The organism is Staphylococcus sp. TCBT05 (assembly GCF_055179755.1).
The window spans coordinates 337,040-362,227 of sequence record NZ_JBUQDQ010000038.1; the positions used below are offsets into that span (position 1 = coordinate 337,040).

Here is a 25,188-nt window from a genome sequence, read left to right on the forward strand (position 1 = left end):
TAATATTCTGTTTATTATAGAAAGTATGTATATGCTTGAATTGAAGAAATCACTAAAGTAAAATAAAATAGGTAAATGATAACAATCTAAAGGAGTCAGTATTTATGAATTTTAAAGAAATAAAAGAATTGATTGAAATACTTGATCAATCAAGTTTGACTGAAATTAATATCGAAGACAAAGGTAATGTCGTAAATTTAAAAAAAGAAAAAGAAACTGAAATTATAACTCCTCAAATAGGTCAACAACCTGTACAACAAGTGGCACCTCAACAAAGTGTGGCTGCTGCACCGACAGCAAATACTAATACTGAAGATGCAAGTGCAACATCATCAGATGACAATTTAAAAACAATTAATGCACCAATGGTTGGTACATTCTATAAATCTCCTTCACCAGAAGAAAGTGCATATGTCCAAGTAGGTGATTCAGTTTCAAACGAAACTACTGTATGCATATTAGAAGCTATGAAATTATTCAATGAAATTCAAGCGGAAGTTTCTGGAGAAATTGCTGAAATACTAGTCGAAGACGGTCAAATGGTAGAGTATGGCCAACCGTTATTTAAGGTGAAATAATGAATAAGATTTTAATAGCAAATAGAGGAGAAATTGCAGTAAGAATCATTCGTGCTTGTCATGACTTAGGATTACAAACTGTGGCTATTTATTCTGAAGGAGATAAAGACGCATTACATACTCAAATTGCTGATGAAGCATATTGCGTTGGGCCAACACAATCTAAAGATTCTTATTTAAATATTCCTAACATACTATCAATTGCAACATCTACAGGTTGTGATGCAATACATCCTGGTTATGGCTTTTTAGCTGAAAATGGTGACTTTGCTGAACTATGTGAAGCTTGTCAATTGAAATTTATTGGACCAAGCTATGAGTCTATTCAAAAAATGGGTATAAAAGACGTGGCGAAAGAAGAAATGAAACGTGCTGATGTACCGGTTGTTCCTGGTAGTGAAGGTTTAGTAGAAAATATTAAAGACGCTAAATCAATTGCAAACAAAATTGGATACCCTGTAATCATTAAAGCGACTGCCGGTGGTGGCGGTAAAGGCATTCGAGTTGCTCGTGATGAAAAAGAGTTAGAAACTGGCTTCAAAATGACTCAACAAGAGGCAGAGACTGCATTTGGTAACGGCGGACTATATTTAGAAAAGTTCATTGAAAACTTTAGACATATTGAGATTCAAGTCGTAGGTGATAGCTTTGGTAATGTCGTTCATCTTGGTGAAAGAGACTGTACAATCCAACGTAGAATGCAAAAATTAGTAGAAGAAGCACCATCTCCAATCTTATCCGATGAACAGAGAAAAGAAATGGGTAACGCAGCTGTAAGAGCTGCTAAGGCAGTTAAATATGAAAATGCCGGTACAATAGAATTTATCTATGATTTAAATACAAATGATTTCTATTTTATGGAAATGAACACACGTATTCAAGTTGAACACCCTGTTACTGAGATGGTTACAGGTGTAGATTTAGTTAAACTCCAACTTAAAATAGCGATGGGCGAACCATTACCGTTTAAACAAAAAGATATTAAGATAAATGGGCACGCTATAGAATTCAGAATCAATGCAGAAAACCCTTATAAAAACTTTATGCCATCACCAGGGAAAATTACTCAATATTTAGCACCAGGTGGATTCGGAGTAAGAATTGAATCTGCATGTTATACTAATTATACAATTCCTCCATATTATGATTCGATGGTCGCTAAGCTTATTGTGCACGAACCCACTAGAGATGAAGCAATTATGGCAGGTTTACGTTCATTAGGAGAATTCCTAGTATTAGGGATAGATACAACAATTCCATTCCATATACGCCTATTAAATAATGATATCTTTAGAAGTGGAGAATTTAATACTAAGTTTTTAGAAACTTATAATATTATGGATGAAGAAATTGAATAATTAGGAGGTATGTGACATGGTAAAGGTAACAGAAACATCACATTCCAACTTGGGTAGAATAGAAATTGCGCCAGAAGTATTAACTGTTATAGCAAGTATCGCTACATCCGAAGTGAAAGGGATTCGTGGACACTTTAAAGAATTGAAACAAACTAATATTGAACAAGTGAGTAAAAAGCAACTGCATAAAGGGATAAAAGTAGATGCTAGAGAAGACGGTATATTTATTGATGTATACTGTGCCTTAAGTTATGGCGTGAATATTTCAGAAACAGCTCGCCATATCCAACAAGCAATCTTCAACTCATTAACAACGATGACAACGATTGAACCAAGTCAAATCAATGTTCATATTACAAATATCGAACCCGAAAATTAAAATTTAATAAAACAAGAGCACAGTTAATCTCAATAGTTAAATTAGCGGAATGTATGATGTTCAAATTAGTATACATACTTTCTGCTAATTTATATTAAGAAAATGATGCTTGAAGGAGTTTAAAATGAGTCGAAAAGAATCAAGAACACAAGCCTTTCAAACTCTATTTCAACTTGAAATGATGAATACTGATTTATCTATTGATGAGGCAATCAGTTTTATCAAAGATGATAATCCCGATTTAGAATTTGAATTTATAAATTGGTTAGTTTCAGGTGTGAAAGATCACGAAAGTGTATTGGACCAACAGATACAACCGCATTTAAAAGATTGGAAATTAGAAAGATTACTTAAAACAGACAGAATTATTTTAAGAATGGCTACATTTGAACTATCTAACAGTTCAACACCAAAGAAAGTTATCATCAATGAAGCGGTCGAACTAGCGAAACAATTTAGTGATGATGAACATTATAAATTTATTAATGGTGTATTGAGCAATATTGAATAAAATGAGTGATATAAATGGCTGAATATTTAAGTATTACTGCGTTGACTAAGTATATCAAATATAAATTTGATCAAGATCCTCACCTACAATCTGTGTTAATTAAAGGAGAGTTATCAAACTTTAAAAAACATAGTAGTGGGCACCTTTACTTTAATGTTAAAGATAACAATAGTTTAATTAATGCAATGATGTTTAAAGGGAATGCATCAAAGCTCGATTTTGAACCGAAAGAGGGCGACGAAGTATTAATAGAAGCTAGGGTTTCCGTTTTTGAAAAGCGAGGAAATTATCAAATTTATGTAAATAAAATGCAATTAGATGGTGTAGGTAACCTATATCAAAAATTAGAACAATTAAAGAAAAAACTTACTAAAGAAGGCTTTTTTAATCAAGAATATAAAAAGCCCATTCCAAAATATCCTAAGAAAATTGCAGTTCTGACTGCTGGTACAGGCGCTGCAATCAGAGATATTCATAGTACGATCAATAGTCGTTATCCGTTAGTTGAACAGATACAATTAAATACATTAGTTCAAGGTGCACAAGCAGAAAAGGACATCATAGATAAAATTCAACAAGCGGACCAATTGGGTGTGGATACGATTATCATTGGCCGTGGTGGAGGATCTATCGAAGACTTATGGAATTTTAATGAAGAAACGGTAGTTAAAGCAATTTTTGATTGTCAGACACCAATTATTTCAGCTGTTGGTCATGAAACTGATTTTACACTGAGTGATTTTGTAGCGGATGTTAGAGCTGCTACACCTACACAAGCGGCAGTGATTGCTACACCTGATCAATTTGAATTACGTCAGTACTTAACACAAACAAAGCTTTCACTCACACGATATATTAAACAACATATTCAACAACAGCAAAAATATTTGGATCATGTTTCATCTTATTATAAATTTAAAACACCAACATTATTGTATGATCAACAAATCCAAAAACGTGATGAACTTGAAAGACAACTGAATTTAATTATTGATTTAAAACTAAAGCGTGAATCTCAATCACTACAGTTATTAGCTAATCGACTTAATTTAAAAAATTTCAAACAACATATTACAAGTGAGCAACAAAAGCTGAGTCAACAACATGATAAATTAAATAAACAAATTAATGCGCTACTTACGACATTCAAGAATGATTTAGGTAGAAAGTTAGAAAGCTTAAACAATTTAAGTCCGACAAATACGATGTTACGCGGTTATACAATTGTTAATAAAGATGATAGTGTTATCACCAGCACACAAGATTTATCTGCTGGTGATAATATTGAATTAACTATGAAAGATGGCGTAGTGGACGCACAAGTTAAGAAAGTTAGGTGTAAAGATGAGTAATGAAAATAATCAAAGTTTTGAAGATATGATGACTGAATTAGAAGGCATCGTGCAAAAGCTTGATAATGAAAATGTTTCTTTGGAAGATTCTTTAAGTTTATATCAAAGAGGTATGACATTATCTGCTAAATGTGATGAAACATTGAAAAATGCTGAACAAAAAGTAAATGATTTAATGTCTAACGAAAAGGATGTCGCTGAAAATGAATCCAAAGATGAATAATTTACAAGTTGAAATCAATCAATTACTCTCAGAATCAATTCCAAATTCTGCTCTTAACACTAACTTGGAAGAAAGTATGCTATATTCATTAAATGCTGGTGGTAAACGCATAAGACCGGTAGTGTTGTTATTAACTTTAGAAATGCTTAGTGGCGATTACAAGAAGGGGATATCATCAGCAATTGGTCTGGAAATGATTCATACATACTCTTTAATTCACGATGATCTTCCAGCAATGGATAATGATGATTATCGTAGAGGAAAGCCTACAAATCATAAAGTATATGGTGAGTGGAAAGCAATATTATCTGGTGATGCGCTGTTAACCAAGGCTTTCGAGCTTATTTCAAATGATCAAGCATTAACTGACTTAACAAAGATTAAATTAATTCAACGTCTTTCTAATGCTAGTGGTCATCTTGGAATGGTTGGTGGCCAAACTTTGGATATGCAAAGCGAGGGTACACCAGTTGATTTAGAAACCTTGGAACAAATTCATAATGCTAAAACGGGTGCATTACTTAAGTTTGCAGTCATGGCAGCAGTCGATATCGCAAATCCAAGTTCAGATGTAGCTAATAATTTAGAACTTTATAGTGAACACTTAGGTTTAATGTTCCAAATTAAAGATGATTTGCTCGATATTTATGGTGATGAAACTAAATTAGGTAAAAAAGTAGGCAGTGATCTTGCTAACGATAAAAGTACATATGTATCATTGTTAGGTAAAGAGGGTGCCGAAGAAAAATTAGCTTATCATACGCAAGCTGCTTATGATTGTTTAGCAAATTTACCCGATAATTATGATACAACACAACTAGATGCCATAATAAAATTATTTAACGACAGAGAATCATAATTATAAGCAATCACTCAAATTTACAATTGAAACAGTACCGCTTTGTGAATACATTAGATTTATTAGGACATACAAAAATATTATCTTTCGTTATTATATTTGTATGTTATAACTGGAGCAAATTTAAAAATGGTATTGTCTAAATTCCAACAAGTCATTAACAATCAATTGAATTCGGTAAGAGCGGGAACATATATTTATAAAGCATAAACGTCAACTTCTATTATCTCATAATTGAAGTTGACGTTTTCTTTATTTAATTCATTGACGCATATATTCTGATTTTGCATAAATAACTTATAAACAATTTTATAATTATTCATTATGAAAGTTTATTTCATTCTATCCAATTACAATTAAATCAATCAAATTCATTTAATCACAATGATTATCTCGTCCAAATTTAGCGTGGTTATGGTGTTTAATTGGGTAAAATTACTAAATAACTTTAGTAGTCGTATTTCTATGCATGTGTTAAACTTGTTGTATAAATATTCGTTTACAGAGGTGTAAGTTATGGCTAAAAAATCAGTAAGACATATTAAAATACGTGAAATCATATCTAATGAAAAAATAGAAACTCAAGATGAATTAGTAAGACGCTTGAATGAATACGAACTCAACGTTACTCAAGCGACAGTATCTAGAGATATCAAAGAACTTCAACTTATTAAAGTCCCCACGCCAACAGGTCAATATGTTTATAGTTTGCCAAATGACAGAAAATATCACCCGTTAGAAAAGCTTGGCAGATATTTAATGGATTCATTTGTGAATATTGACGGAACAGGTAATTTATTAGTGTTAAAAACATTACCGGGTAACGCCCAATCAATTGGTGCCATATTAGATCAAATTGACTGGGATGAAGTGTTAGGTACAATTTGTGGTGACGATACATGTTTAATTATATGTAGAGATGAAGAAGCTGGTGAAACAATCAAGACACGTATCTTTAATTTACTATAATTTTAAGGAAGTGAGTAAACATGCTACAAACTTTATCAATAAAACAATTTGCAATTATTGATGAATTAGAGGTTCATTTTGGTGATGGGCTAACTGTTCTCAGTGGAGAAACAGGTTCAGGTAAATCAATTATAATTGATGCAATTGGACAACTTATTGGTATGCGTGCTTCTTCAGATTATGTAAGACATGGTGAAAAGAAAGCCATTATTGAAGGTATCTTTGACATAGACGATAGTAAAGAAGCATTGACTCTATTAAGTGAGTTGTCAATCGACAGTGATGAGGACTTTTTGTTAGTTAAAAGAGAAATATTTAGCTCAGGCAAAAGTATTTGTAGAATAAATAATCAAACAGTAACATTACAAGATTTGAGAAAAGTAATGCAAGAATTGCTTGATATCCATGGACAACATGAAACACAAGCATTATTGAAACAAAAATATCACTTACAACTTTTAGATAATTATGCTGAAGATACTTATGCGAAGTTGTTACAACAATATATTGATACGTTTGATCGATATCAAGCAAAGAAAAAGGAACTTGAAGAATTAGAAACAGCTGATCAAGCATTACTACAAAGGTTAGATTTGTTAAAATTTCAGCTAGATGAAATTAAAGAGGCACATTTGAAAGACGGCGAAGTAGAACAACTTGAAACAGACATTAAACGTATCCAAAACTCTGAAAATTTGAGTCTTGCTTTAAATAATGCTCATCTAACACTAACTGATGAACACGCAATAACTGATCGATTATATGAATTAAGTACACAATTAGAATCGATTGGGGAAATTTTACCGGATAAATATGATAAATTAAAGGATGAAGTAGATCAATTTTACTATACGCTTGAAGATGCTAAACACCAAATTTATGATGAATTAACAAACACAGAATTTGATGAACAATACTTAAACGAATTAGAATCTAGAATGAATTTATTAAACAGTTTAAAGCGCAAATACGGTAAAGATATTACTGAATTAATCATTTATCAAGAGAAATTAGAATTAGAAATTAATAAAATAGAAAACTACGAAGAAAGCACTTCACAATTACGTGAACAGATTAATGAATTATATCAACGTGTATTGGATTTAGGAGGCCAATTATCTAAAGAAAGACGTAAAGTGGCTCAACAACTAAGAAACCATATCGTTGATGAAATTCAAAATTTACAAATGAAAGATGCTAACTTAGAAATTTCCTTTAAGCCATTAGATAAACCTAATCGTGAAGGTATTGAATTTGTTGAATTTTTAATTAGTCCTAATAAGGGAGAACCTCTTAAAAGTTTAAATAAAATTGCTTCGGGTGGAGAACTATCAAGAATCATGCTGGCACTTAAGACAATATTTGTTAAGAGTAGAGGTCAAACAGCAATATTATTTGATGAAGTTGATTCAGGGGTTTCTGGCCAAGCAGCTCAAAAAATGGCAGAAAAGATGAGAGATTTAGCTCAACATATTCAAGTTATTTGTATCTCTCATTTACCACAAGTTGCAACAATGAGTGACTATCACTTATTAATAAGTAAAGCTTCAAACGACGATAGGACGACTACTCAGGTCAAAGAACTAACCGGTGATGAAAGAGTAGATGAAGTTGCACGTATGATTTCAGGTGCTAGTGTTACAGAACTTACACGTCAAAATGCTAAGGAAATGATCGAACAAAATCATGCTACAAAGCAATAATTTATTATTGTTAAAAATTGTATTAAATCGTGCGATTAATAATAGAAGGGCGTTGATGTAATGCAATACAAACATTTAGTTGAGCCGAACCAAACATTAAACGGCAAGGTAGCAGTTTTATTTGCTAATGATGAAAAAATAATCTCTGTATTATTAACAGTGTTAGAACAAACAGATATAGAACTTTATTTATATGATATTGAAGATCCTACAGAGTTAATTCGGTCATACAACATTGATAGTACACTGATCAATAGAGTTCATATTTATCAATTCGATTCAGAACAAGCATTGTACAACACTTGTTCGAATGATTTGGCCCAAGGCAAAGTTACAGTGTTAATGAAAGGCAATATTGAAGATAGCAAGATGTTTTCATTTATTTTAAGCAATCGACAATTTATGGAAAACTATGGTTATTTAAATCATGTAGTATGTTTAGATTTGCCACATTATCATAAACATCTAATGATGAGCGATGTGTATTTTAATGTTGCGCCTACGGTTGAAGAAAAGAAGCAAATAATTAAAAACTTGCAAAATTTTGCACAGGCAATTGGTTATAAACAACTAAAACTAGCATTATTATCTTCTGTTAATAATCCGAATAAAAAAATTTTTTCTGCTACCGAAGCCGAAAAAATAAAACTCACCTTTGAACGCATTGGCAACAATGATTTATTAATTGAAGGACCACTAACATTTGAAAATGCTACAGATATGGAAAGTGTTATAAAAAATAATCTTAAATCTGAAATTGCTGGTGATGTGGATGCTATTGTAGTCGCTAATAAGGATGTTGGAGATCCTTTATATAAAGCGCTCAAATTATTTGGTCAAGCACGAATTGCAAGTCTAATTATTGGTGCGAAGTTTCCAATTGTTTTTAGTGAAAGATCCGCATCCAAACAAAGTAAAATAGACTCACTGATATTAGCATTAAAAATTAATTCATAGACGAACTATTATCTCTTTGTAAATTTAATTAAAAGATATCAGAATAGGTTTTTAATTTTATAAACAGTTTATTTGATGTAAACTGTAATAGGAAGCAAATATAATGTTTGCTAAAATGGTCAATTATTGACCCGAAATTTTGTTATGTAACATGTTGACTATTCATGTTTTGGGACATTCTATGGTAAAGTATTAAGTGGCCATAAAATAAGTATCTTATAGATGCAATTCAAAATGCGGTTTTTTATAATATAAATTAGTAGCAGGTTATAAAAATCAGCGATTGGCATTAACCTTCTTAATATAAAGGAAATAATTTTATGTTCGTGATGAGAAATTATATATCGTTTATATGTTCTTTTTAAAATAACTTTCATACTTCAAAATTCATTTGAACTATGAAAGTTATATTAATTGGCACATCAAAATATATGACCACATAAACTCACACAGAAAGATAGAAAATTCGCTAAATATATTAGAGGTTTAATGTCGTATAATGATTCGCTAAATGGTATGTCATTATTTTAATGCACATATTAACGGCGAAAACATATAGTTAGGAGTTAAAATATGTCAGAACAACAATATGATGTAGTTATACTAGGCGGAGGTACAGCTGGTTATGTATCTGCAATTAGAGCTTCACAATTAGGTAAGAAAGTTGCACTTGTTGAACAGGCACTTTTGGGTGGTACATGCTTACACAAGGGGTGTATACCTACTAAAGCATTATTAAAATCAGCCGAAGTGATGCACACTATTACACATGCAAGTGAATATGGTGTTGATGTTGATGATTTTAAGTTGAATTTTTCACGCATTCAAGAGCGTAAAGCTGAGGTAGTAAATCAAATGTTTAACGGTGTAAATCATTTGATGAAGTATAATAACATCGATGTATTTAATGGTATAGGACGCATCTTAGGCCCATCTATCTTTTCACCACAAAGTGGTACGATTTCAGTAGAATTTGAAGATGGAGAATCAGAGCTAATTCCTAATAAAAATGTATTAATCTGTACTGGGTCAACACCAGTCTCATTACCATTCCTACCATTTGATCATGAAGTAGTACTTTCAAGTGATGATATATTAAAACTTGAACAATTACCTAATAAGTTAGCAATCATTGGTGGTGGCGTGATTGGATTGGAGTTTGCATCGATGATGACTGATTTCAATGTAGAAGTAACTGTAATTGAAGCAGGTGAGCGTATCCTTCCAACGGAGTCTAAGCATATCGCTAAATCATTGAAAAAGGAACTAACAGCTAGAGGTGTTCAGTTCTTTGAAAATACACATTTAACAGAGAATGATGTTAAGGTCATGGATAATCATATAGATATTACTATTAATGACAAGACATATACATATGATAAGTTATTGGTATCTATAGGTCGAAAACCGAATACAGATGATATTGGATTAAATAATACTAAAATCAAGCTATCTGAAAGTAACCATATTTTAGTAAATGACTTCCAACAAACTGAAGATAGCCATATCTATGCGGCTGGTGATTGTATCGGCAAACTACAATTGGCACACGTTGGGTCCAAAGAAGGTATAACAGCTATTGATCATATGTTTGAACAACAACCACTTCCCGTTGATTATATGACTATGCCAAAATGCGTTTACACCCAACCAGAAATAGCAAGTATAGGCATGCATTTAGATGAAGCAAAAGCGCAAAATATTAAGGCCCGTACTTATAAAGTGCCATTTAAAGCAATTGGAAAAGCCGTAATTGAGGACACAAACAATCAAAATGGCTTTTGCGAAGTAGTAATCGATCAAGATAATGATACCGTAATAGGTTTAAATATGATTGGACCACATGTTACTGAATTAATAAATGAAGTATCATTGTTCCAGTTTATGAATGGATCAACATTAGAACTAGGTTTAACAACACATGCACATCCGTCACTTTCAGAAGTGTTAATGGAACTAGGCTTGAAGGTTGAAAACAGATCGATTCACGTTTAATTAAGGAGGAAATAGCATGTTTGACTATAAATCAGTAGGTTTAGATAAAACAGACCTACAAACGATGTACAAATGGATGGATTTAGGACGTAAAATAGATGAACGTATGTGGCTATTAAATCGTGCTGGTAAGATACCATTCGTTATTAGTTGCCAAGGACAAGAAGCAGCTCAAATAGGGATGGCATATGCCATGCAAGAAGGGGATATTTCTTCACCTTACTATAGGGATTTAGCATTAGTAACATATTTAGGAATGACACCTTTAGAGTCTATGTTAGCTGCTTTTGGTAAAAAGGATGATATCAGTTCTGGTGGTAAACAAATGCCTTCTCATTTTAGTAAAAGAGAAAAAGGTATTCTATCACAAAGTTCACCTGTTGGTACGCAGATTATCCATGCTGTTGGGGCGGCATTATCCCTAAAAATGGATGGCAAATCAAATATTGCAATGACAACTGTAGGCGAAGGTAGTTCTAACCAAGGTGATTTCCACGAAGGCTTAAACTTTGCTGGTGTTCACAAATTACCTTTTATTTGTGTTATTGAAAATAATAAATATGCTATTTCTGTACCAGATTCATTACAATATGGTGCCGAAAAATTATCAGATCGTGCAATTGGGTATGGTATGCATGGTGAAACAGTAGATGGCAATGATCCTATTGCAATGTATAAAGCAATGAAAGAAGCACGTGAACGTGGTTTAAACGGTGGTGGTTCAACATTGATTGAAGCCATGTGTACACGTCTAACAGCACATTCTTCTGATGATGATGATAAATACCGTTCAAAAGAGGAACGAGATGAACTTAAATCTTTAGATTGTAATATCAAATTTAAGGAATTCTTACTCGAAGAAGGCATTATCGACAACAACTGGTTAGATGAAATCGAAAAAGAACATAAAGAAATTGTAAATAAAGCAACAAAAGAAGCAGAAAAAGCACCTTATCCATCGCCAGAAGAGACATATACACATGTTTATGAAGAAGGGAGCTTAAATAATGGCTAAATTATCATATCTAGAAGCGATTCATCAAGGTTTAGATCAAGCGATGGAAAGAGATAAAGATGTATTTGTATTAGGAGAAGATGTCGGTAAAAAAGGTGGCGTTTTCGGAGTCACTTTAGGTTTACAAGCAAAGTATGGCGAAGCACGTGTGCTTGATACACCTTTAGCTGAATCAAATATAGTAGGTACAAGTATTGGTGCATCAATGCTTGGAAAACGACCAGTTGCTGAAATTCAATTTGCCGAATATATTTTACCAGCAACGAATCAAATTATGAGTGAAGCCGCTAAAATGCGTTATCGCTCAAATAACGACTTCCATTGTCCTATCACGATACGTTCACCATTTGGCGGTGGAATTCACGGTGCATTATATCACTCTCAAAGTGTTGAATCTATATTTGCTTCTACACCAGGTTTAACAGTTGTTATACCTTCAACACCATATGATGCAAAAGGATTATTATTAGCTTCTATTGAAAGCAATGATCCAGTACTTTACTTTGAACATAAAAAAGCTTATCGACTATTAAAAGAAGAAGTACCAGAATCATATTACACTGTGCCTATCGGTAAGGCAGATGTTAAACGTCAGGGTGACGATATTACAGTGTTCACTTACGGTTTATGTGTAAACTATTGTATCCAAGCAGCTGATATGTTAGAAGAAGAAGGAATTAATGTAGAAGTTGTCGATTTGCGTACAGTTTACCCATTAGATAAAAAAACAATTATTGAACGTGCAAAACTAACTGGTAAAATTTTATTAGTTACAGAGGATAATTTAGAAGGTAGTGTAATTTCAGAAGTTGCTGCGATTATTTCAGAAAATTGCTTATTTGATTTAGACGCACCGATTATGCGACTTGCTGGTCCAGATGTACCTTCAATGCCATTCGCACCAACACTCGAAGATGAGTTTATGATTAATCCAGATAAAATAAAAACAAAAATGCGTGAACTTGCAGAATTTTAAGGAGGCACAATCATGGAAATAAAAATGCCTAAACTGGGTGAAAGTGTACATGAAGGAACAATTGAACAATGGCTTGTTTCTGTAGGTGATACTGTAGAAGAATATGATCCACTTTGTGAAGTCATAACTGATAAAGTTACAGCAGAGGTACCATCTTCTTATTCCGGAACAATTAAAGAAATCTTAGTAGAAGAAGGCACGACAGTTCAAGTAGATGAAACAATTTGTATATTAACAACTGATGATGACTCCGAACATACATCAGTAGACACGACAGCTACAGAAACTGTCCCTGACTCTAGTTCATCTACAGAATCAGAAACACCCGTTAATAGACAAGAACATCAAGAAAGAGATACTTCGAATGAAGAACAACCGAAAAATAACGGGCGTTATTCACCAGTTGTCTTTAAACTTGCTTCGGAAAATCAAATCGATTTATCACAAGTTGTCGGTACAGGTTTCGAAGGTCGAGTGACTAAAAAGGATATTCAAAAAGCAATTAAAGAAGGTGTAGGTAATAAACAAGAAACAGTAATTGCACCTAAAGATTCGCCAAAAGTCATTCAACAGGCAAAATACAATGAACCTTCACCAGGTTCTTCAATTCCTGTGAACGGCGTAAGGAAACAAATTGCTCAAAATATGGTCAACAGTGTCAATGAAATTCCTCATGCATGGATGATGGTTGAAGCAGACGCTACCAATTTAGTGAAAACTAGAAACTATCATAAGAACAGTTTTAAAGAGAGTGAAGGATACAACCTGACATTCTTTGCATTTTTTGTGAAAGCTGTTGCCGAAGGGCTTAAAGCTTATCCGTTATTAAATAGTAGCTGGCAAGATTCTGAAATTATAATGCATAAAGATATTAATATTTCAATTGCTGTGGCAGATGAAGATAAATTATATGTTCCAGTAATTAAAAATGCAGATGAAAAATCAATCAAAGGTATAGCCAGAGAAATAAACGACTTAGCTCAAAGAGCCAGAAATAAAAAATTACGTTCTGAAGATATGCAAGGTGGCACATTTACAGTAAACAATACAGGTACATTTGGTTCAGTTTCATCTATGGGTATTATTAATCATCCTCAAGCTGCAATTTTACAAATCGAATCTGTTATTAAAAAGCCTGTTGTTATTGATGATATGATTGCAATACGAAATATGGTTAACCTTTGTATCTCAATAGACCACCGTATTTTAGACGGATTACAAGCTGGTAGATTTATGAACTTTGTTAAATCACGTATAGAGCAATATTCTATTGAGCATACTAGTATTTACTAGAGTGTATGTAATATGAGTGTTATACATTTAAAGTAGTGAAGTATATTCATGATTAATAAATACACATTAAACAAAAACACTTTCGATAAATTTTCGAAAGTGTTTTTGTTATTTATAAAATTGAGTCCATTAAATATTTAATTGCAATATTTAGTGATGTGAAATTAAGTAACACAAAATTTTCGATATCAAGTTATTTCAATTGCGAAGATTATAGCAAAATTCACTAAAGTTATAAAATATTCAATTTTTAAAATACTATAAACACAGCTGTTGAAGTATAATAGATATATATGTAGAATATAAGTACTTAATTTGAAATGAAAGGTGACGTTAAAAATGGATTTAAATTTTGATTTATATATGACAGATGTTGTTAATCAAGCAAGAAATGAAATTGAGGCAGCAGGTTATGAACAATTAACAACTGCTGAAGAGGTAGATAGTGTACTACAACAAGATGGTACAACATTAGTAATGGTGAACTCAGTGTGTGGATGTGCAGGTGGCATTGCTAGACCAGCAGCAGCACATGCACTACATTATGATAATTTACCTGATCGCTTGGTTACAGTATTTGCAGGTCAAGATAAAGAAGCTACACAACAAGCGAGAGATTATTTTGAAGGTTATGCTCCATCAAGTCCTTCATTCGCACTTATTAAAGATGGCAAAATCACTAAAATGGTAGAACGTCATCAAATTGAAGGTCATGAAGTAATGGACGTAATCAACCAATTACAATCTTTATTCGATACTTATTGCGAAGAGAAATAGAGGAATATTCATGTCACGTTTAAATCCATATAGAATCGGATTTAGAACGATTAAGACAGCGATTGGGATGGCACTTGGTATAATAATTGCTAAACTAATTGGGCTTGATAATTTTGCTTCAAGTGCTATATTAGTAGTCTTATGTATTAAACATACGAAGGTTCATTCGCTTCAAGCAATCGTGTCCCGTTTTGTATCTTGTTTTATGATTCTAATTCTTGGTTCAGTCATATTTAGTTTGTTAGGACAAAATGCAGTAGTATTAGGTTTAATTGTATTATTATTTATTCCTTTGACTGTGGTATTTAAAGTCCAAGAGGGTGTTGTGACAAGTTGTGTCATTTTATTACATGTTTTTAATGCCAAAACAATTGATGTGCATTTATTTGTTAACGAAATTCTGTTACTTATTGTAGGTTTAGGAATTGCCTTCTTAATGAATTTAATCATGCCAAGTCTGGATGGTACGTTAAAGCATTTCAAAAAGCAAATCGAAGATCAATACACTCAAATTTTTGAAACATTTAGTGAAAAGTGTAAAGTACCTAATCAAACATTAAATATCCCGTTTGATAATTTACAATTAACGATACAAAAAGCAAAATCAATCGCCTTTAGAGACGTTAAAAATCATTTTGTCAGAAATGAAAATTCCTACTATCACTATTTCGATATGCGAGAAGAACAATTAGATTTAATGCGTAGAATTGCATTAATGATTGAAAGTATTGAAATGAAAGATTGCTTACTGGATCAATTATCACAACTCTTAGCTGAAGTTGCGCACAATGTGAATAGTAATGATTATACGGCATTACGTTTACATTCACTTTATGAGATTAGGATAGAGTTAAATCAGTTGGATTTACCTACATCTAGAGAAATGTTTAGAACGCGCGCTAGTTTATTACAATTATTAAATGAATTAGAGGAATACTTAGTTGTAAAATCGCAGTTTGGTTCGTTAAAATACCACAATGGTACGAACACTGTCACTAACTAAATAATTAAATTTCATAACTATAAATAAATTACAAATTATTATTGTTACATTAAAAAGCCTCCACAACAGCGATCTCTATGAATAAATACGCTTATGGAGGCTTTTTATCGTGCTGATTTTTGTATAACTGCGAACTTGTTATCTTTAAAATTTATGATTTGATATATTACTTTATGATTTATCATCAAAAATGAAGAAAACAAAAACCATAAATAGCACAGTTTATAAAGGCTGTATTATTTATGGCTTTAATAATAATAAATATATAAAACAGATAACGCTAATGATTAATTTACTAATGGTACGACACTAGTTAATATTAATGCAAGCACAACAGCAATTAGCATCACAATAATAATAACTCTTAACACTTTATTGTTACTCACTATAATTCCTCCAAATATATTGTATTAACTCATATTTTATCCAAATATACGAAATTCTACAATACTTAACAACTATATTATATGCACTTTTCAAAACCGAAAATGATACAAACAATCATATTTGTTTTGCAAACCGAAATAATTCGTTACACTTAACTATATAAATTATTAACATACATAAAAAATGTATTAAATGACAGGTAGGGGATATTTATGGTTAACGAACAAAGATTATTAGATACATTTTTACAACTTGTTCAGACTAATTCTGAAAGTGGTAATGAAGGGCATATTCAAGCTCAATTAAAAGGTAAGTTTGAAGCACTAGGTTTATCAGTCGTTGAAGATCAAGCGAGTCAAAATCAAAACTTAGGCGCAAATAATCTGATTTGTACACTACCAAGCACAATCGACAATAAAGAAATTGATAAGGTGTACTTTACAAGTCATATGGATACTGTAGTCCCAGGTATAGACATTAATCCTCAAATAAAAGATGATGGCTATATCTATTCAGATGGTACTACCATTCTTGGAGCAGATGATAAAGCAGGATTAGCTGCAATTTTAGAAGCACTAGCTGTTATTCATGAAAATAAGCTACCTCATGGACAACTTCAATTTGTAATCACTGTGGGAGAGGAAATTGGATTAGAAGGAGCTAAAGCATTGCCTGCAGATTTATTAGATTCAAATTTTGGATACGCAGTGGATGCCAGTGCACCTGTTGGAACTACAGTTGTAGGTGCTCCAACACAAATGAAATTTGATGCGACGATTTATGGAAAAACTGCGCATGCTAGTGTACCTGACAAAGGAATAAGTGCAATTAACATTGCTGCTAAGGCAGTAAGTGACATGAAATTAGGTAGAATAGATGAAGTAACAACAGCTAATATTGGTCGATTTGAAGGTGGCTCTGCTACAAATATTGTTGCCGATAAAGTTACATTAAAAGCAGAGGCACGTTCTCATTCAGATGAACGCATTGCACAACAAATTGAGCATATGAAATCAGTAGTTGAAAATACCGTTAAACGTTATGGTACAAATGCTGATATAGAGATTACAAAAAGTTATCCAGGATTTAAAGTAGCTGAAGATGCTAAAGTAACAGAGATTGCTAAAGAAAGTGCAATTCAATTAGGATTAGCTGCAGATACAATCATTGCAGGCGGTGGCTCTGACGGGAATATTATTAATGGTTTAGGTATACCTACTGTGATATTAGGCGTTGGATATGAAAATATACACACAACATCAGAACGTATGCCAATAACTTCATTAAATCAATTGAGCCAGCAAATATTAAAAATTATAGAAATAGTTACAAATAACAAATAAATCTGAAAACTGATTTAGTGATTATTATATATGCTTTATGATACAATGAACTAGAAAACTTTGTAAAAGAGAGGTAAGTAAAATGGCACAACAAATTGGTGTAGTAGGTTTAGCAGTAATGGGTAAGAACCTTGCTTGGAATATTGAATCTCGTGGTTATAATGTTGCAGTATATAACCGTTCTTCTGAAAAGACAGACGAGATGGTTAAAGAATCTGAAGGCAAGAACATTCACCCAACATATTCAATTGAAGAATTTGTAAATTCATTAGAAAAACCCCGTAAAATTTTATTAATGGTTAAAGCTGGTCCTGCAACTGACAAGACAATCGACAGTTTATTACCATTATTAGATAATGATGATATCTTAATCGATGGTGGTAACACAAATTATCAAGATACTATCCGTCGTAATACAGCACTTGCAGAAAGTGGCGTAAACTTTATCGGAATGGGCGTATCTGGTGGAGAAGTCGGTGCCTTAACTGGACCTTCATTAATGCCAGGCGGTCAAAAGGAAGCATTTGATAAGGTTAGCGATATTTTAGAAGCAATTTCAGCAAAAGCCAAAGATGGCGCTTCATGTGTTGCATACATTGGACCAAACGGTGCAGGTCATTATGTGAAAATGGTACATAATGGTATCGAATATGCAGATATGCAATTAATCGCTGAAAGTTATGCTATGATGAAAGATTTACTTGGTATGTCACACGAAGAAATCGCTAAAACATTTAAAGATTGGAATGCTGGAGAACTTTCTAGTTATTTAATAGAAATTACTGGTGACATCTTTGGTAAATTAGATGATAAAGGTGACGGTCCTCTTGTTGAAAAGATTTTAGATACTGCTGGCCAAAAAGGTACAGGTAAATGGACTTCAATTAACGCTTTAGATTTAGGTATTCCATTAACAATTATTACGGAATCTGTATTTGCTCGCTTCATTTCTTCAATTAAAGAAGAACGAGTTAATGCATCTAAACAATTAAATGGTCCAGCTTCTCAATTTGATGGTGACAAAGAAGAATTCTTAGAAAAAATCCGTAAAGCTTTATATATGAGTAAGATTTGTTCATATGCACAAGGATTTGCACAAATGAGAAAAGCAAGTGATGATAATGAATGGAACCTTAAATTAGGCGACTTAGCTATGATTTGGAGAGAAGGTTGTATCATCCGTGCACAATTCTTACAAAAAATTAAAGATGCTTATGATAATGATGAATCATTACGTAACTTATTATTAGATCCATACTTCAAGGATATTGTTACAAATTATCAATCAGCATTACGTGACGTAGTTGCTACAGGTGTACAAAATGGTGTACCAACACCTGGTTTCTCAGCTAGTATTAACTATTATGATAGTTACCGCTCTGAAGATTTACCAGCAAATTTAATCCAAGCACAACGTGACTACTTCGGTGCGCACACTTACGAACGTAAAGACATTGAAGGTGTGTTCCATACACAATGGATTGAAGAATAAGCACTTTATTAATTTAATATACTGCGATGTTATTATAGAACATAATAAAGTAATTGAATAATTGTATTCATTAATAACTTTGCGGTATGAATAAATAAACGCCAATTCCTATTTAAAGCTAATAGGGATTGGCGTTTTAATTATTTTAAATGGAAATAATCAATTAATAATATACAAAATCAGTTATAAAATTTCATGTCATTGCGCAAACGTTTGCACAAATCTTTTGACATTGTTCACATAAATACAATAAAATAAGATTATACATGTAAGCGTTTTAATTGGGGATAGGAGTGTTGTGATGGCAACAATCAAAGATGTGGCTATAATGGCTAATGTTTCACCTTCAACAGTGTCTAGGGTTATCAAAGGTAATACTCGTATAAGTAAGGAAACTACTCAAAAAGTGCATGATTGTATGAGAGCATTAAATTATGTTCCTAATCAAATGGCACGCTCTTTAGTTACAAAGCGTTCTAAAACCATTGGTATTATACAAAAAAGTGGTGGTGATTCAATTAAACAGAACCCATTTTTACTCGATGTACTAACCGGTATACATCGTTATAGTGATAATCACGCTTATTTAACAATAGTGACTACAAGTACAACTGAGCAGGAATTAATGATAGAAGTCCAGCGTTTAATACAGTCACAATATATTGAAGGCTTTATCTTATTATATTCAAGAAAAAATGATGTAATTGAACAATTATTAATTGATAAACAATGTCCTTATGTAATAATAGGAAAGCCATTATCAAGTGAAAAAACTTTATATGTCGATAATGATAATATTGCTGCAGCTGAAGATTTAACACAGTATTTGGTTAATAAAGGAAATGACAAGATTTTACTTTTAACTGAACAAAGTGATTATGAGGTCTTTAAGGATCGTATAAAAGGATATCGTCAAGTTATGTTTCATGAACATTTAACACCTCATGTTCATATAATAGACTTGGATCGAACTGCAATTAAATTAAGTTTAATCGAACTTTTTAAAATGCATGAATTCACTGCAATCATTACTACTGATACTATGCTCAATATGATGATTATTAGTGTTTTATATGAATTAAATATACGTATACCAGAAGATATTAAAACAGCAACATTTAATGATTCATTTCTAAATGCCTATGCATCTCCGCCACAAACAGCTGTTGACGTCCTCCCAGAACAATTAGGGCAAACAGCGGTACGGCTGTTAACGAACAAGCTAGAAAACGTTAATCGTTATCAATGTCAAAATATAATACCTACACGAATTGTACAACGTTATTCAACAAACTAATAAAAGGAGAATGTAAATGATGAAAAATTGGTGGAAAGAAGCAGTAGCTTATCAAGTATATCCAAGAAGCTTTAACGATTCAAATAATGATGGGATTGGTGATTTACAAGGTTTAATTGCCAAGTTAGATTATTTACAAGATTTAGGCATCGATGTTATTTGGCTAAGTCCAATGTATAAATCTCCAAATGATGATAATGGTTATGATATCAGTGATTATCATGAAATTATGGACGAATTTGGAACAATGGCAGATTTTGATGAATTACTCGCAGCCATACATCAACGTGGTATGAAATTAATCTTAGATTTGGTTGTAAATCACACTTCTGATGAGCATCCGTGGTTTATTGAATCTAAATCTAGCATAGATAATCCTAAAAGGGATTGGTATATATGGAAAGATGGTAAACCAGATGGTACAGAACCAAATAACTGGGAAAGTATCTTTAATGGTTCAACTTGGGAATATGATGACTCAACACAGCAATACTATTTTCACCTGTTTAGTAAAAAGCAACCTGATTTAAATTGGGAAAATAAAGAAGTACGCGATGCAGTATTTAAAATGATGAACTGGTGGTTTGATAAAGGCATAGATGGATTTAGAGTAGATGCCATTACACACATCAAGAAATCATTTGAAGCAGGTGATTTAACAGTGCCTGCTGGTAAAACGTATGCACCAGCTTTTGACGTTGATATGAATCAACCAGGTATACAATCGTGGTTACAAGAAATGAAAGAACAGTCTTTAGATAAATACGATATCATGACTGTTGGAGAAGCAAATGGTGTAGATCCAGATAATGCTGAACAATGGGTTGGAGAATCAGAAGGTAAATTTAATATGATTTTTCAATTTGAGCATTTAGGATTATGGAATACTGGCGATGTACAGTTTGATGTTTCTTCCTATAAGCAAGTACTATCGAATTGGCAGTACAAATTAGAAAATGTAGGTTGGAATGCTTTATTTATTGAAAATCACGATCAACCTCGACGTGTTTCCACTTGGGGAGATGATCAACAATATTGGTATGAATCGGCAACAAGTCATGCTGTTGTATATTTTTTACAGCAAGGGACGCCTTTTATTTACCAAGGACAAGAAATCGGTATGACCAATTATCCTTTTGAATCAATAGAAACATTTAACGATGTAGCTGTAGTAAATGAATATAATATTGTTAAATCACAAGGTGGTAACGTAGAAGAGCTACTACATAAACATAAAATGGAAAACAGAGACAACTCTAGAACACCAATGCAATGGGATGATTCTACCAATGCAGGCTTTTCTGAACATAAACCATGGTTTCCAGTCAATCCAAACTATACAACTATAAATGTTGCACAACAACAGCAAGATAAAGATTCCATATTAAATTTTTATAAGCAACTCATTCAATTAAAAAAATCTGATGAATTATTCACATATGGCCAGTTTAAACTGGTTGATGTAGATAACCCTGATGTTTTTGCTTATTCAAGAATTTATAATAATAAAAAAGTTATTGTCATTGGTAACTTAACTGATCAAACAACTTCTGTGACTTTAACGACTGATGTTACTGAATGGGAAGTGTTATTACATAATTATAAAGAACACAGCCTTAATTTTGCTCAGTTAAGACCTTACGAAGCATGTGTAATTGAAGTAAAATAATAAAGAAACATTTGCAGTTGAAACACAATACTAAAAATGCAGGCTAGACACAATAAATATGTCTTTGCCTGCATTTTATTTACGTATTCATACACATCACTAACCAAGGGCATAAATTTATCAGTTTGTTTAGGCTAACAGTTTAGAGTATTGTAAAGCAGCGGAAATAAATTAACAAATGATATAGCTATAATTTTGATTTGATTTTTAGTTTTAACAATTAGAATGTTTTAACACGCTACAACAAAGTTAATAAAATTCATTATCTTGATCTACTGGCATCCACAATTGAACCTTCGTAAATGGGTCATCAAAAGAAATATCAAAAGGATACACTTCAACATACAAACTATTAAATTCATAGGGTAGTGACATTTGCATTGTTGTTTCAATATAATGCCATGCCTCATTTACCACGTAGTCAATTTCACCTTGTAAGTTAAAGGTCGCATATTGACGAGATGGCAAAAACCGACTTTCCAAATGCGCTGGATATCGTTCACTAGGAACGCCTACAAAAATTTCCATACCATAATCTAATGGACAGTTCACGACATATAGTTCATGTGGCCCAACATCATTATATCTTTGTAATTCTTTAATGTGGCCTTCTACTAGTAAATCTTCTAAAAAATCAGGTACTTTATATGGATTTTCAAGCTCATTTGCCGGTATAAATTTAGCATAACCCACCAAGGATAGTTCTGGTGTATTCTCTAATCTATACGGATATGGCGCTTTATCAGTCGTTGTTAATTTAATATACAATCTCGGAACTAATTTTAATTCCTCACGCTTCGTATTCACTTGAATAGGGGATATACCGTGAAAGTCACTAAAATCATTAGCAAAAGCATTTGTATCGGTATAATGATATTTTTTAGCAATATCGACTAACCGAGCAGAACCATTTAGTAACTCTTTGGCTGCTACGGTCATTTTTCTCGCTTTTGAATATTCACTTGGCGACTGTCCTACAATCATCTTAAATGATTGATCTAGATGATATGGTGAAAGACCAACGTAATCACTAAGTTCTTGCAAATGAAAAGGCTCTAGCAAATGATCTTCAATATAAACAATTGCCTGTTGTATTTGCTTGATAACGTCCAAAAACTTTCACTCCTAATTCCCAATTAACTATTTGCACTTTCTTAAATCATTTGTTTATTCTTTTTAAATAAAACACATGTACTTTAATACTTATATTTTACATCATTATTTGTATACTTACATCTTAAAAATTTTAAATAGGGTAAAATGTAATTTAAAAGGACAGTTTATATAAACTTTCTCAATAGACTAAATCATAACACATTATATATTGAATAAAAAAGTAACAACCTATATGAAATTTTACATTAACATAATAGCTCCTAAAGCATATCCATGAATTTATGTAATATAAAAAAGCAGTTCAAACTTAAATAAATTTGAACTGCTTTTATTAACTCTATATCAATCCATTAATGGATATCGTCCCACCAATGGAAACCGTCTCTGCTTAACAATAAATCGCTTTCTAAAGGACCATTTGAACCAGATTTATAGTTAGGGAATTCCGGTTCATTTTGATTCCATTCTTCCTGAATTGCATCAACAAATTTCCATGTTGATTTTAATTCTTCCCAATGTGTGAAGTTTGTCGCATCACCATTTAAACAGTCAAACAATAAGTTTTCATAAGCATCAACTGTATTCATTTTATCTTGTGCACTCATTGCATATGATAATTGTACTGGTTCTGTTTCAATGCCTTGAACGTTTTTCTTAGCATTAAGATGTAGTGATACGCCTTCATTTGGTTGAATATTAATCACAAGTAAATTTGAGTCTAATTTTTTCTCAGTTTCATAATAAAGATTCATTGGTACTTCTTTAAATTCTACTACGACCTGAATTGTTTTACTCTTCATACGTTTACCTGTTCTAATATAGAATGGAACTCCTGCCCATCTGAAATTATCAATTGTTAATTTACCAGATACGAAAGTAGGTGTTGTAGAATCACTAGCAACGCGATCTTCGTCACGATAACGTTTAACATTTTGACCTTCAATTACACCTTCATCATATTGTCCACGGACAAAGTTATGGCGCACTTCTTCAGCTTCTAATTTACGTAATGATTTAAGTGCTTTGACTTTCTCTGCTCTAATATCAGCACTATTTAAACTGATCGGTGCCTCCATTGCAAGTAGCGCTACCATTTGTAGCATATGGTTTTGTACCATATCTTTGAGTGCACCACTAGATTCATAGTAGCCACCTCTATCTTCTACACCTAATACTTCAGAAGAAGTAACCTGTATATTTGAAATATACTTATTATTCCATAATGGCTCAAACATAGCGTTAGCAAATCTTAATACTTCTATATTTTGCACCATATCTTTACCTAAATAGTGGTCAATTCGATAAATCTCTTCTTCTTTAAATGAACGTCGTAATTGTTCATTTAGTTTTTCAGCTGACTCTAAGTCTGTACCAAATGGCTTTTCAATTACTAAGCGTTTAAAGCCTGAAGTGTCAGTCAAGCCTGAAGATTTTAAGTAATCAGAAATTACACCAAAGAAATTTGGTGCCATTGCAAGATAGAAGAGTCTGTTACCTTGTAAATTAAACTCATTATCCAAGTTATTACTTACTTCTAATAATGATTGGTAACTCGCTTCGTCACTTACATCGTGTTTATGATAAAAAACATGTTCCATAAACTTATCAAGATGTTTTGTATCTTTAACGTGTTCTTGAATTGACGATTTCACTTGACTACGGAAATCATCATTCGTTAATTCTCTTCTTCCAATTCCAATTATAGCAATTTGTTCATTTAAGTTATCTTGTTGGTACAAATGGAATAATGATGGAAATAATTTTCTGTGACTAAGATCACCAGTTGCTCCAAAGATAGTTATTAAGCATGGAATGTCTTTATTTCTAGTATTCAAGTTCAAAACCTCAATTCTTTTTATAAATCTGATTTCATTATAGAACAATAATTAACAATGTTCATACATTTTTGCTTAAAAGCATTCAAAAATTATTATAT

23 protein-coding genes are annotated in these 25,188 nt (G+C 32.3%); 20 read left to right on the top strand and 3 right to left on the bottom strand.

Going from position 1 to position 25,188, the window contains the following annotated elements; genetic code table 11:
* Positions 1-104: 104 nt before the first annotated feature.
* From accB to ACY191_RS08840, 16 genes are all read left to right on the top strand, one after another.
* Positions 105-578, top strand: a complete 474-nt coding sequence (accB, locus tag ACY191_RS08765) for an acetyl-CoA carboxylase biotin carboxyl carrier protein (protein ID WP_042738600.1) — start codon at positions 105-107, stop codon at positions 576-578.
* On the top strand, positions 578-1,936 hold the full coding sequence (accC, locus tag ACY191_RS08770; RefSeq protein WP_042738601.1) for an acetyl-CoA carboxylase biotin carboxylase subunit: 1,359 nt from the start codon (positions 578-580) through the stop codon (positions 1,934-1,936). The genes accB and accC overlap by 1 nt, the downstream gene beginning before the upstream one ends.
* A 16-nt stretch (positions 1,937-1,952) precedes the next feature.
* Entirely contained in the window at positions 1,953-2,315 is a 363-nt protein-coding gene (locus ACY191_RS08775) for an Asp23/Gls24 family envelope stress response protein (protein WP_042738602.1), read from the top strand.
* A gap of 124 nt (positions 2,316-2,439) precedes the next feature.
* Positions 2,440-2,826 (top strand): transcription antitermination factor NusB, encoded by a 387-nt coding sequence (gene nusB, locus ACY191_RS08780; protein ID WP_042738603.1) that lies wholly within the window; start codon positions 2,440-2,442, stop codon positions 2,824-2,826.
* A 14-nt stretch (positions 2,827-2,840) separates the two neighbouring features.
* Positions 2,841-4,178: an exodeoxyribonuclease VII large subunit gene (xseA, locus tag ACY191_RS08785; protein ID WP_107513289.1), complete on the top strand. Its 1,338-nt coding sequence runs from the start codon at positions 2,841-2,843 to the stop codon at positions 4,176-4,178.
* Positions 4,171-4,401, top strand: coding sequence for an exodeoxyribonuclease VII small subunit (locus ACY191_RS08790; protein WP_042738605.1), 231 nt, complete (start codon positions 4,171-4,173; stop codon positions 4,399-4,401). The genes xseA and ACY191_RS08790 overlap by 8 nt, the downstream gene beginning before the upstream one ends.
* A complete protein-coding gene (locus ACY191_RS08795; protein ID WP_229367237.1) occupies positions 4,382-5,260 on the top strand; it encodes a polyprenyl synthetase family protein in 879 nt (292 codons plus the stop codon). Before ACY191_RS08790 ends, ACY191_RS08795 begins: the two co-directional genes overlap by 20 nt.
* A gap of 516 nt (positions 5,261-5,776) precedes the next feature.
* Positions 5,777-6,229 carry a transcriptional regulator AhrC/ArgR gene (gene ahrC, locus ACY191_RS08800; protein ID WP_042738607.1) on the top strand — a complete coding sequence of 151 codons (453 nt, stop codon included), beginning with the start codon at positions 5,777-5,779 and terminating at the stop codon, positions 6,227-6,229.
* Positions 6,230-6,249: 20 nt separating this feature from the next.
* Positions 6,250-7,932: a DNA repair protein RecN gene (recN, locus tag ACY191_RS08805; RefSeq protein ID WP_042738608.1), complete on the top strand. Its 1,683-nt coding sequence runs from the start codon at positions 6,250-6,252 to the stop codon at positions 7,930-7,932.
* Positions 7,933-7,992: 60 nt separating this feature from the next.
* A complete protein-coding gene (locus ACY191_RS08810) occupies positions 7,993-8,889 on the top strand; it encodes a phosphate acyltransferase (protein ID WP_232138630.1) in 897 nt (298 codons plus the stop codon).
* A gap of 573 nt (positions 8,890-9,462) precedes the next feature.
* Positions 9,463-10,884, top strand: coding sequence for a dihydrolipoyl dehydrogenase (gene lpdA, locus ACY191_RS08815; RefSeq protein ID WP_042738610.1), 1,422 nt, complete (start codon positions 9,463-9,465; stop codon positions 10,882-10,884).
* Positions 10,885-10,900: 16 nt separating this feature from the next.
* Positions 10,901-11,899 carry a thiamine pyrophosphate-dependent dehydrogenase E1 component subunit alpha gene (locus ACY191_RS08820; RefSeq protein ID WP_107527621.1) on the top strand — a complete coding sequence of 333 codons (999 nt, stop codon included), beginning with the start codon at positions 10,901-10,903 and terminating at the stop codon, positions 11,897-11,899.
* Positions 11,892-12,875 carry an alpha-ketoacid dehydrogenase subunit beta gene (locus tag ACY191_RS08825; RefSeq protein WP_229367235.1) on the top strand — a complete coding sequence of 328 codons (984 nt, stop codon included), beginning with the start codon at positions 11,892-11,894 and terminating at the stop codon, positions 12,873-12,875. The genes ACY191_RS08820 and ACY191_RS08825 overlap by 8 nt, the downstream gene beginning before the upstream one ends.
* Before the next feature lie 12 nt (positions 12,876-12,887).
* A complete protein-coding gene (locus ACY191_RS08830; RefSeq protein ID WP_229367234.1) occupies positions 12,888-14,168 on the top strand; it encodes a dihydrolipoamide acetyltransferase family protein in 1,281 nt (426 codons plus the stop codon).
* A 339-nt stretch (positions 14,169-14,507) separates the two neighbouring features.
* On the top strand, positions 14,508-14,945 hold the full coding sequence (gene brxB / locus ACY191_RS08835) for a bacilliredoxin BrxB (RefSeq protein WP_042738614.1): 438 nt from the start codon (positions 14,508-14,510) through the stop codon (positions 14,943-14,945).
* 10 nt (positions 14,946-14,955) lie between these two features.
* Complete coding sequence (locus ACY191_RS08840; protein WP_229367233.1) at positions 14,956-15,948, top strand: aromatic acid exporter family protein; 993 nt, start codon at positions 14,956-14,958, stop codon at positions 15,946-15,948.
* A 287-nt stretch (positions 15,949-16,235) separates the two neighbouring features.
* On the opposite strand, the gene prli42 is transcribed toward ACY191_RS08840, so the two are convergent.
* Positions 16,236-16,334: a stressosome-associated protein Prli42 gene (gene prli42 / locus ACY191_RS08845; RefSeq protein ID WP_157946403.1), complete on the bottom strand. Its 99-nt coding sequence runs from the start codon at positions 16,332-16,334 to the stop codon at positions 16,236-16,238.
* Positions 16,335-16,547: 213 nt separating this feature from the next.
* Here prli42 and ACY191_RS08850 point away from each other — a divergent pair, with 213 nt between their 5' ends.
* From ACY191_RS08850 to ACY191_RS08865, 4 genes are all read left to right on the top strand, one after another.
* Entirely contained in the window at positions 16,548-17,678 is a 1,131-nt protein-coding gene (locus ACY191_RS08850) for a M20/M25/M40 family metallo-hydrolase (protein WP_229367232.1), read from the top strand.
* Positions 17,679-17,760: 82 nt separating this feature from the next.
* Positions 17,761-19,170, top strand: a complete 1,410-nt coding sequence (gene gndA / locus ACY191_RS08855; RefSeq protein WP_229367231.1) for an NADP-dependent phosphogluconate dehydrogenase — start codon at positions 17,761-17,763, stop codon at positions 19,168-19,170.
* 301 nt (positions 19,171-19,471) lie between these two features.
* The gene (locus tag ACY191_RS08860) at positions 19,472-20,467 is read left to right on the top strand and encodes a LacI family DNA-binding transcriptional regulator (protein ID WP_229367230.1); all 996 of its coding nucleotides are present in this window, start codon (positions 19,472-19,474) and stop codon (positions 20,465-20,467) included.
* Between the two features lie 16 nt (positions 20,468-20,483).
* Positions 20,484-22,136, top strand: coding sequence for a glycoside hydrolase family 13 protein (locus ACY191_RS08865; RefSeq protein WP_229367229.1), 1,653 nt, complete (start codon positions 20,484-20,486; stop codon positions 22,134-22,136).
* 249 nt (positions 22,137-22,385) lie between these two features.
* On the opposite strand, the gene ACY191_RS08870 is transcribed toward ACY191_RS08865, so the two are convergent.
* Positions 22,386-23,249 carry an AraC family transcriptional regulator gene (locus tag ACY191_RS08870; RefSeq protein ID WP_042738620.1) on the bottom strand — a complete coding sequence of 288 codons (864 nt, stop codon included), beginning with the start codon at positions 23,247-23,249 and terminating at the stop codon, positions 22,386-22,388.
* A gap of 353 nt (positions 23,250-23,602) precedes the next feature.
* Complete coding sequence (gene zwf, locus ACY191_RS08875) at positions 23,603-25,087, bottom strand: glucose-6-phosphate dehydrogenase (RefSeq protein WP_042738621.1); 1,485 nt, start codon at positions 25,085-25,087, stop codon at positions 23,603-23,605.
* Positions 25,088-25,188: the final 101 nt, after the last annotated feature.

Coding starts and splice junctions, on each gene's coding strand:
- ACY191_RS08865 (WP_229367229.1), top strand. CDS start 20,484: ATGATGAAAAATTGGTGGAAAGAAGCAGTAGCTTATCAAGTATATCCA.
- ACY191_RS08825 (WP_229367235.1), top strand. CDS start 11,892: ATGGCTAAATTATCATATCTAGAAGCGATTCATCAAGGTTTAGATCAA.
- nusB (WP_042738603.1), top strand. CDS start 2,440: ATGAGTCGAAAAGAATCAAGAACACAAGCCTTTCAAACTCTATTTCAA.
- brxB (WP_042738614.1), top strand. CDS start 14,508: ATGGATTTAAATTTTGATTTATATATGACAGATGTTGTTAATCAAGCA.
- ACY191_RS08790 (WP_042738605.1), top strand. CDS start 4,171: ATGAGTAATGAAAATAATCAAAGTTTTGAAGATATGATGACTGAATTA.
- recN (WP_042738608.1), top strand. CDS start 6,250: ATGCTACAAACTTTATCAATAAAACAATTTGCAATTATTGATGAATTA.
- accC (WP_042738601.1), top strand. CDS start 578: ATGAATAAGATTTTAATAGCAAATAGAGGAGAAATTGCAGTAAGAATC.
- gndA (WP_229367231.1), top strand. CDS start 17,761: ATGGCACAACAAATTGGTGTAGTAGGTTTAGCAGTAATGGGTAAGAAC.
- lpdA (WP_042738610.1), top strand. CDS start 9,463: ATGTCAGAACAACAATATGATGTAGTTATACTAGGCGGAGGTACAGCT.
- ACY191_RS08860 (WP_229367230.1), top strand. CDS start 19,472: ATGGCAACAATCAAAGATGTGGCTATAATGGCTAATGTTTCACCTTCA.
- ACY191_RS08810 (WP_232138630.1), top strand. CDS start 7,993: ATGCAATACAAACATTTAGTTGAGCCGAACCAAACATTAAACGGCAAG.
- accB (WP_042738600.1), top strand. CDS start 105: ATGAATTTTAAAGAAATAAAAGAATTGATTGAAATACTTGATCAATCA.
- xseA (WP_107513289.1), top strand. CDS start 2,841: ATGGCTGAATATTTAAGTATTACTGCGTTGACTAAGTATATCAAATAT.
- ACY191_RS08830 (WP_229367234.1), top strand. CDS start 12,888: ATGGAAATAAAAATGCCTAAACTGGGTGAAAGTGTACATGAAGGAACA.
- ACY191_RS08840 (WP_229367233.1), top strand. CDS start 14,956: ATGTCACGTTTAAATCCATATAGAATCGGATTTAGAACGATTAAGACA.
- ACY191_RS08795 (WP_229367237.1), top strand. CDS start 4,382: ATGAATCCAAAGATGAATAATTTACAAGTTGAAATCAATCAATTACTC.
- ACY191_RS08775 (WP_042738602.1), top strand. CDS start 1,953: ATGGTAAAGGTAACAGAAACATCACATTCCAACTTGGGTAGAATAGAA.
- ACY191_RS08850 (WP_229367232.1), top strand. CDS start 16,548: ATGGTTAACGAACAAAGATTATTAGATACATTTTTACAACTTGTTCAG.
- ahrC (WP_042738607.1), top strand. CDS start 5,777: ATGGCTAAAAAATCAGTAAGACATATTAAAATACGTGAAATCATATCT.
- ACY191_RS08820 (WP_107527621.1), top strand. CDS start 10,901: ATGTTTGACTATAAATCAGTAGGTTTAGATAAAACAGACCTACAAACG.